Source organism: Streptomyces sp. NPDC043870, from assembly GCF_056435785.1.
Map to the genome: position 1 here is coordinate 229,551 of NZ_JBWKDT010000010.1, position 6,386 is coordinate 235,936.

Genomic DNA, 6,386 nt, shown 5'->3' on the forward strand with positions numbered 1-6,386 from the left:
CCGTCTCGTAGATCCGTCTCCCAGGGAGAGCAGAGCAATGAGCAAGCTGCGCGTGGCCGTCCTCGGCGCCAAGGGCCGTATCGGCTCCGAGGCGGTACGAGCCGTCGAAGCCGCCGACGACATGGAACTGGTCGCCGCGCTGGGCCGGGGCGACAAGCTGGAGACCCTGGCCGAGACCGGCGTCCAGGTCGTGGTCGAACTGACCACCCCCGCCTCGGTGATGGGCAACCTCGACTTCTGCGTGCGTCACGGCATCCATGCCGTCGTCGGCACCACCGGCTGGACCGACGAGCGCCTCGCGCATCTGCGTACCTCGCTCGACGCGTCCCCGGAGACGGGCGTGCTGATCGCGCCCAACTTCTCCATCGGCGCCGTGCTCACCATGAAGTTCGCCGCCCAGGCCGCGCGCTACTTCGAGTCGGTCGAGGTCGTCGAGCTGCACCACCCGAACAAGGCGGACGCCCCGTCCGGCACCGCCACCCGCACCGCCCAGCTGATCGCGGAGGCCCGCGCCGAGGCCGGCTGCGCCCCGCAGCCGGACGCGACCGTCACGGCCCTGGACGGCGCGCGCGGCGCGGACGTCGACGGGGTGCCGGTGCACGCCGTACGGCTCCGGGGCCTCCTCGCCCACCAGGAGGTCCTGCTCGGCGGCGAGGGCGAGACCCTCACCATCCGCCACGACTCCCTGCACCACAGCAGCTTCATGCCGGGCATCCTGCTCGGCGTGCGCCGCGTGGTGACGACCCCCGGGCTCACTCTCGGCCTCGAACACTTCCTCGACCTCGGCTGAGTGCCCGTATGCGCGCGAAACTCTCGTACTTCGTCACGGCTGCCGTCCTGGTCGTCTACTTCGTCCTGGTCGGCAGCCGCGGCGTGATGCTGATCCAGCACGGCACCGCGCTCACCGTCGCTTTCGGTGCCGCGGTGCTGATCCTGCCGGTGATCGGTGTCTGGTTCCTCTGGAAGAACACCCAGTTCGTCAAGAAGGCGAACGCCCTCGCCGCCGAACTGGACGCCGAGGGCGGACTGCCGGTCGACGAGCTGGTCCGTACCCCCGGCGGCCGTATCGACCGCGACTCGGCGGACGCCGTCTTCGCCAAGCGCCGCGCGGAGACCGAGGACTCGCCCGACGACTGGCGCTGCTGGTTCCGGCTGGCCGTCGCGTACCACGACGCCCGGGACACCCCGCGAGCCCGCAAGGCGATGCAGCGCGCGATCGCGCTTCACGAGGGGAAGCCCGTCATGCCCTGACGGGTGCGTGGCTCAGGTGGTTCGGGGGCTCGTGGGCCTGGGGGCCTGGGGGGCGAGCGGAATCAGGCGGAATGCGTGGGCCGGTACTCCGCGCCCCACGCCTCGACCGTGTCGGCCGCCCGGTCGAACGCCTCGATACGCGACAGGAAGTCGGCGTTGTGGTCGGTGAGCAGCGGAAGCTGCTCACCGCCTTCGCGTACGAGCATGAGCGCCTGCCCCTGCACCGTGCGGGGCAGCCCCAGCCAGCGCACCGGCTGCTGCACCGTACGCAGCGCCGTGACCTTTACCCACGGCACGGTGGTGGTCGAGAAGAAGCCCACCCGCCGCAGTCCGTGCCTGCTCACCCAGGTGCCGATGCGCAGCAGCCGAAGCGCCGCGCCGATCATCAGCGTCGCGATACCGAAGCACACTCCCGCACCCGGCAGCGCACCGGCGAACAGGATGACCATCGCGGCCAGCAGCACGAACGACGCGAGCAGCAGGGTCAGGGCCGCCGCTCCGACCCGCCACGGGCCCGGACGGTACGGCCGTCGCCACTGATCATGGTCGTCGAACGGCAGCGCGACGCCTTCGTCCGCAGCGTCAAAGGCGCGGTCCGCCGTCAGGAAGGGCAGGGGCACGGCTGATCCTCACTCGTCACCACGATGGGGTTGTGCCCGGTGAGGCTACCGAGGCGGTCAACCCCCGACCACCCCCGGGGGTCCATGGGGGTGCCTCCCACGCCTGTCAGGGCAGCGTGGCGCGTCAGCGGCCGTCGGCGGACTCGGGCTGCTGCGCTTGGGAAGGCGCCTTGGGAGCTGCCGGGGAGCTCAGCGCCGGCATACCGAAGAGCAGCGACCCGGCCAGCCCGGCCACAACGGTCAGGCCGATCAGCGTACGGCCCACGAGCTGGGAGCCGCTGGGCCGCTGCCTGGGCGGGGGAGTGACATTGCTGCGGAAGCGGTCGGCCTCGGCGACGAATGCGAACGGAACGGCCTCTCGCCGGCGGAACATGGGCGCAGGTCTCCTCATCTGGTGGCGGAACGTGGTTACTGGTACAGACGAGCAGAACCGGCATTCGGTGCCCGATTCCGGTGAATTGACCGAGGAACATCCGGACGGCCCGCCCCGGCCGTCGTTGTCAGTGGCGAGCCGTAGAGTGGGCGCCGCCCGAGCGATGCAACTGGAAGGACCCCGCCGGTGACCGAGATCCCCGCCGACATCAAGCCCAGCTTCCGCAGCGATGTCACCGTCGAGCTGGTGAAGCACACCGCCGGCGACTCCGACGTGCTGTGGGCGGCCCGGGTCTCCACCGCGGGCGAGCAGTCCCTGGAAGAGATCTCCAAGGACCCGGAGCGCTCCAAGGGGCTCATCAACTACCTGATGCGGGACCGTCACGGCAGCCCCTTCGAGCACAACTCGATGACCTTCTTCATCAACGCCCCGATCTTCGTCTTCCGCGAGTTCATGCGGCACCGCGTGGGCTGGTCGTACAACGAGGAGTCCGGGCGCTACCGGGAGCTTCAGCCCGTCTTCTACGTCCCGGACGAGTCGCGCAAGCTCGTCCAGGAGGGCCGCCCCGGAAAGTACGTCTTCGTCGAGGGCACCCAGGCGCAGCAGGAGCTCACCGGCCGGGTGATGGAGGACTCGTACCGCCAGTCGTACGAGGCGTACCAGGAGATGCTCGCGGCCGGTGTCGCACGCGAGGTCGCCCGCGCGGTCCTGCCCGTCGGGCTCTACTCGTCCATGTACGCGACCTGCAACGCACGCTCGCTCATGCACTTCCTCGGCCTTCGTACCCAGCACGACCTGGCGAAGGTGCCGTCCTTCCCGCAGCGGGAGATCGAGATGGTCGGCGAGAAGATGGAGGACCACTGGGCGAAGCTCATGCCGCTCACCTACGCCGCCTTCAATGCCAACGGGCGCGTCGCTCCGTAGAGCACAGATGTACGGTCAGCCTTACTCGGTGTCCGTATTGCGGCGTTTCGAGAAGTTCATCTAGGCTGATCAAACGGACCCGGCACTGCTTGAACCCCCGAGCAGGCAGTGCCGGGCTCCACTGACCACGGCATACGTCACGTCCCCCAAGGGGACCCCACGCGCTGAGCAGCGAGTAGCGTGTTACCCATGGCTCCGATCTCCACTCCGCAGACCCCCTTCGGGCGGGTCCTCACCGCCATGGTCACGCCGTTCACGGCGGACGGCGCACTCGACCTCGACGGCGCGCAGCGGCTCGCCACCCACCTGGTGGACGCAGGCAACGACGGCCTGATCATCAACGGCACCACCGGCGAGTCGCCGACCACGAGTGACGCGGAGAAAGACCAGCTCGTACGAGCCGTCCTCGATGCCGTGGGCGATCGCGCCCATGTCGTCGCCGGGATCGGTACCAACGACACCCACCACAGCATCGAGCTCGCCCGCGCCGCCGAGCGCGCCGGCGCGCACGGCCTGCTGGCTGTCACGCCGTACTACAACAAGCCCCCTCAGGAGGGCCTGTACCGGCACTTCTCGGCCATCGCCGACAGCACCGGCCTCCCCGTGATGCTGTACGACATCCCGGGCCGCAGCGGCGTCCCGATCGACACCGCGACGATCGTCCGCCTCGCGGAGCACCCGCGCATCGTCGCCAACAAGGACGCCAAGGGCGACCTCGGCCGCGCCAGCTGGGCCATCGCCCAGAGCGGCCTCGCCTGGTACTCGGGCGACGACATGCTCAACCTTCCGCTCCTCTCGGTCGGCGCCGTCGGCTTCGTCTCCGTGGTCGGTCATGTCGTCACCCCCGAGCTGCGCGCCCTTGTCGATGCGTACACCGCGGGCGACGTGCAGAAGGCCACCGAGATCCACCAGAAGCTGCTCCCGGTCTTCACCGGCATGTTCCGGACTCAGGGCGTCATCACCACCAAGGCGGCACTCGCCCTCCAGGGCCTGCCCGCCGGCCCGCTGCGCCTCCCGCTCGTCGAGCTCACCGAGGCCGAGACCGTCCAGCTCAAGATCGACCTCGCCGCGGGCGGGGTACAGCTGTAACCACAGACTTCACAACTGAATACGAACCAACCGAAGAAACCGCACAGACGACAACAGCAAGTGCACGAATGTCATGCGCGCCACGTGCCCAAGCGGTACGTGGCGCGTGTGGTGAGGAGAGTCTTTTGAGTCATCCGCATCCTGAACTCGGCGCCCCGCCGAAGCTGCCCAAGGGCGGCCTGCGTGTCACCCCACTTGGCGGTCTCGGCGAGATCGGCCGGAACATGACGGTCTTCGAGTACGACGGCCGACTCCTGATCGTCGACTGCGGCGTCCTCTTCCCCGAGGAGGAGCAGCCCGGCATCGACCTGATCCTGCCGGACTTCACCACGATCAGGGACCGCCTCGACGACATCGAGGGCATCGTGCTCACGCACGGCCACGAGGACCACATCGGCGGTGTCCCCTACCTGCTCCGGCTGAAGCCGGACATCCCACTGATCGGCTCCAAGCTGACCCTCGCCCTGATCGAGGCCAAGCTCCAGGAGCACCGCATCCGCCCGTACACCCTCGAAGTCGCCGAGGGAAACCGCGAGCGCATCGGCCCCTTCGACTGCGAGTTCATCGCGGTCAACCACTCCATCCCGGATGCCCTGGCCGTCGCCATCCGCACGCCTGCGGGCATGGCCGTCCACACGGGCGACTTCAAGATGGACCAGCTCCCCATGGACGGCCGCCTCACGGACCTGCACGCCTTCGCGCGCCTGAGTGAGGAAGGCATCGACCTCCTGCTGGTCGACTCGACCAACGCCGAGGTCCCCGGCTTCGTCCCCGCCGAGCGCGACATCTCGAACGTGCTGCGCGGGGTCTTCGCGGGCGCCCAGAAGCGCATCATCGTGGCCAGCTTCGCCAGTCACGTCCACCGCATCCAGCAGATCCTCGACGCGGCCCACGAATACGGTCGCAGGGTCGCCTTCGTCGGCCGTTCCATGGTCCGCAACATGGGCATCGCCCGTGACCTGGGCTACCTCAGGGTCCCGGCGGGTCTGGTCGTGGACGTGAAGACCCTCGACGATCTTCCGGACGACGAGGTCGTGCTGGTCTGCACGGGCTCCCAGGGCGAGCCGATGGCGGCCCTCTCCCGTATGGCCAACCGGGACCACCAGATCCGCATCGTCCAGGGCGACACGGTCATCCTGGCCTCGTCCCTCATCCCGGGTAACGAGAACGCCGTCTACCGGGTGATCAACGGTCTCACCCGTTGGGGTGCCAACGTCGTCCACAAGGGCAACGCCAAGGTTCATGTCTCGGGCCACGCCTCGGCCGGCGAGCTGCTGTACTTCTACAACATCTGCAAGCCGAAGAACCTGATGCCGGTCCACGGCGAATGGCGACACCTGCGCGCCAACGCCGAGCTCGGCGCCATGACGGGCGTCCCCAAGGACCGCATCGTCATCGCCGAGGACGGCGTGGTCGTCGACCTGATCGACGGCAAGGCCAAGATCACCGGCAAGGTCCAGGCGGGGTATGTGTACGTCGACGGCCTTTCGGTCGGCGATGTCACCGAGGTCCACCTGAAGGACCGCCGCATCCTCGGCGACGAGGGCATCATCTCGGTGTTCGTCGTGGTCGACTCGACGACCGGCAAGATCGTGGGCGGCCCGAACATTCACGCCCGTGGCTCCGGCATCGAGGACTCCGCCTTCGACGCGGTGATCCCGAAGATCGACGAAGCCATCAACAAGTCCGCTGCCGATGGCGTCTCCGAGCCTCACCAGCTGCAGCAACTCATCCGCCGGTCGGTCGGCAAGTGGGTCTCCGACACCTACCGCCGGCGCCCGATGATCCTCCCGGTCGTCGTGGAGGTCTGACACCGGATCTGGTGGCAGAACTGACACCAGAACTGACGCCTGGTGAAGTGATCTTGGAGCGGGGCGCTCTCGATTTGCATCGGCCGCCCCGCTCCAGTACGTTTACGGCTCCGCCTGAGGGAAACCCGGCGCACTGGTGTGCGCTCGGAACGTTCGCTCAACGGGGCGGAAATTCCGACTCAGAATCTCTGATAAAGTCGGATCAGCCGAAAGGCAAAAGGCCCTCCAACGGCCACCGGAAACGAAATCCGAACCGGAAACGGAACGGAAAAAGAATCTGGTAAGGTTGGAAACACCGAAGGGAAGCGCCCGGAGGAA

Annotated in this window: 7 protein-coding genes; 5 read left to right on the top strand and 2 right to left on the bottom strand. The window is 68.1% G+C overall.

What is annotated here, in order from left to right; genetic code table 11:
• Positions 1 to 37 precede the first annotated feature (37 nt).
• Entirely contained in the window at positions 38 to 790 is a 753-nt protein-coding gene (gene dapB / locus AC0699_RS16085; RefSeq protein WP_478660285.1) for a 4-hydroxy-tetrahydrodipicolinate reductase, read from the top strand.
• 8 nt (positions 791 to 798) lie between these two features.
• Entirely contained in the window at positions 799 to 1,251 is a 453-nt protein-coding gene (locus tag AC0699_RS16090; protein ID WP_478660287.1) for a hypothetical protein, read from the top strand.
• A 62-nt stretch (positions 1,252 to 1,313) separates the two neighbouring features.
• Here the strand turns inward: AC0699_RS16090 and AC0699_RS16095 are convergent, their stop codons facing one another.
• On the bottom strand, positions 1,314 to 1,871 hold the full coding sequence (locus AC0699_RS16095; RefSeq protein WP_478660289.1) for a hypothetical protein: 558 nt from the start codon (positions 1,869 to 1,871) through the stop codon (positions 1,314 to 1,316).
• A gap of 124 nt (positions 1,872 to 1,995) precedes the next feature.
• Complete coding sequence (locus AC0699_RS16100) at positions 1,996 to 2,244, bottom strand: hypothetical protein (RefSeq protein ID WP_478660291.1); 249 nt, start codon at positions 2,242 to 2,244, stop codon at positions 1,996 to 1,998.
• A 186-nt stretch (positions 2,245 to 2,430) separates the two neighbouring features.
• Here AC0699_RS16100 and thyX point away from each other — a divergent pair, with 186 nt between their 5' ends.
• The 3 genes from thyX to AC0699_RS16115 all read left to right on the top strand — a co-directional run bounded on the left by thyX (position 2,431) and on the right by AC0699_RS16115 (position 6,068).
• Entirely contained in the window at positions 2,431 to 3,168 is a 738-nt protein-coding gene (thyX, locus tag AC0699_RS16105) for an FAD-dependent thymidylate synthase (protein ID WP_478660293.1), read from the top strand.
• Positions 3,169 to 3,357: 189 nt separating this feature from the next.
• Complete coding sequence (dapA, locus tag AC0699_RS16110; RefSeq protein WP_478660295.1) at positions 3,358 to 4,257, top strand: 4-hydroxy-tetrahydrodipicolinate synthase; 900 nt, start codon at positions 3,358 to 3,360, stop codon at positions 4,255 to 4,257.
• 125 nt (positions 4,258 to 4,382) lie between these two features.
• On the top strand, positions 4,383 to 6,068 hold the full coding sequence (locus AC0699_RS16115) for a ribonuclease J (RefSeq protein ID WP_469770280.1): 1,686 nt from the start codon (positions 4,383 to 4,385) through the stop codon (positions 6,066 to 6,068).
• Positions 6,069 to 6,386: the final 318 nt, after the last annotated feature.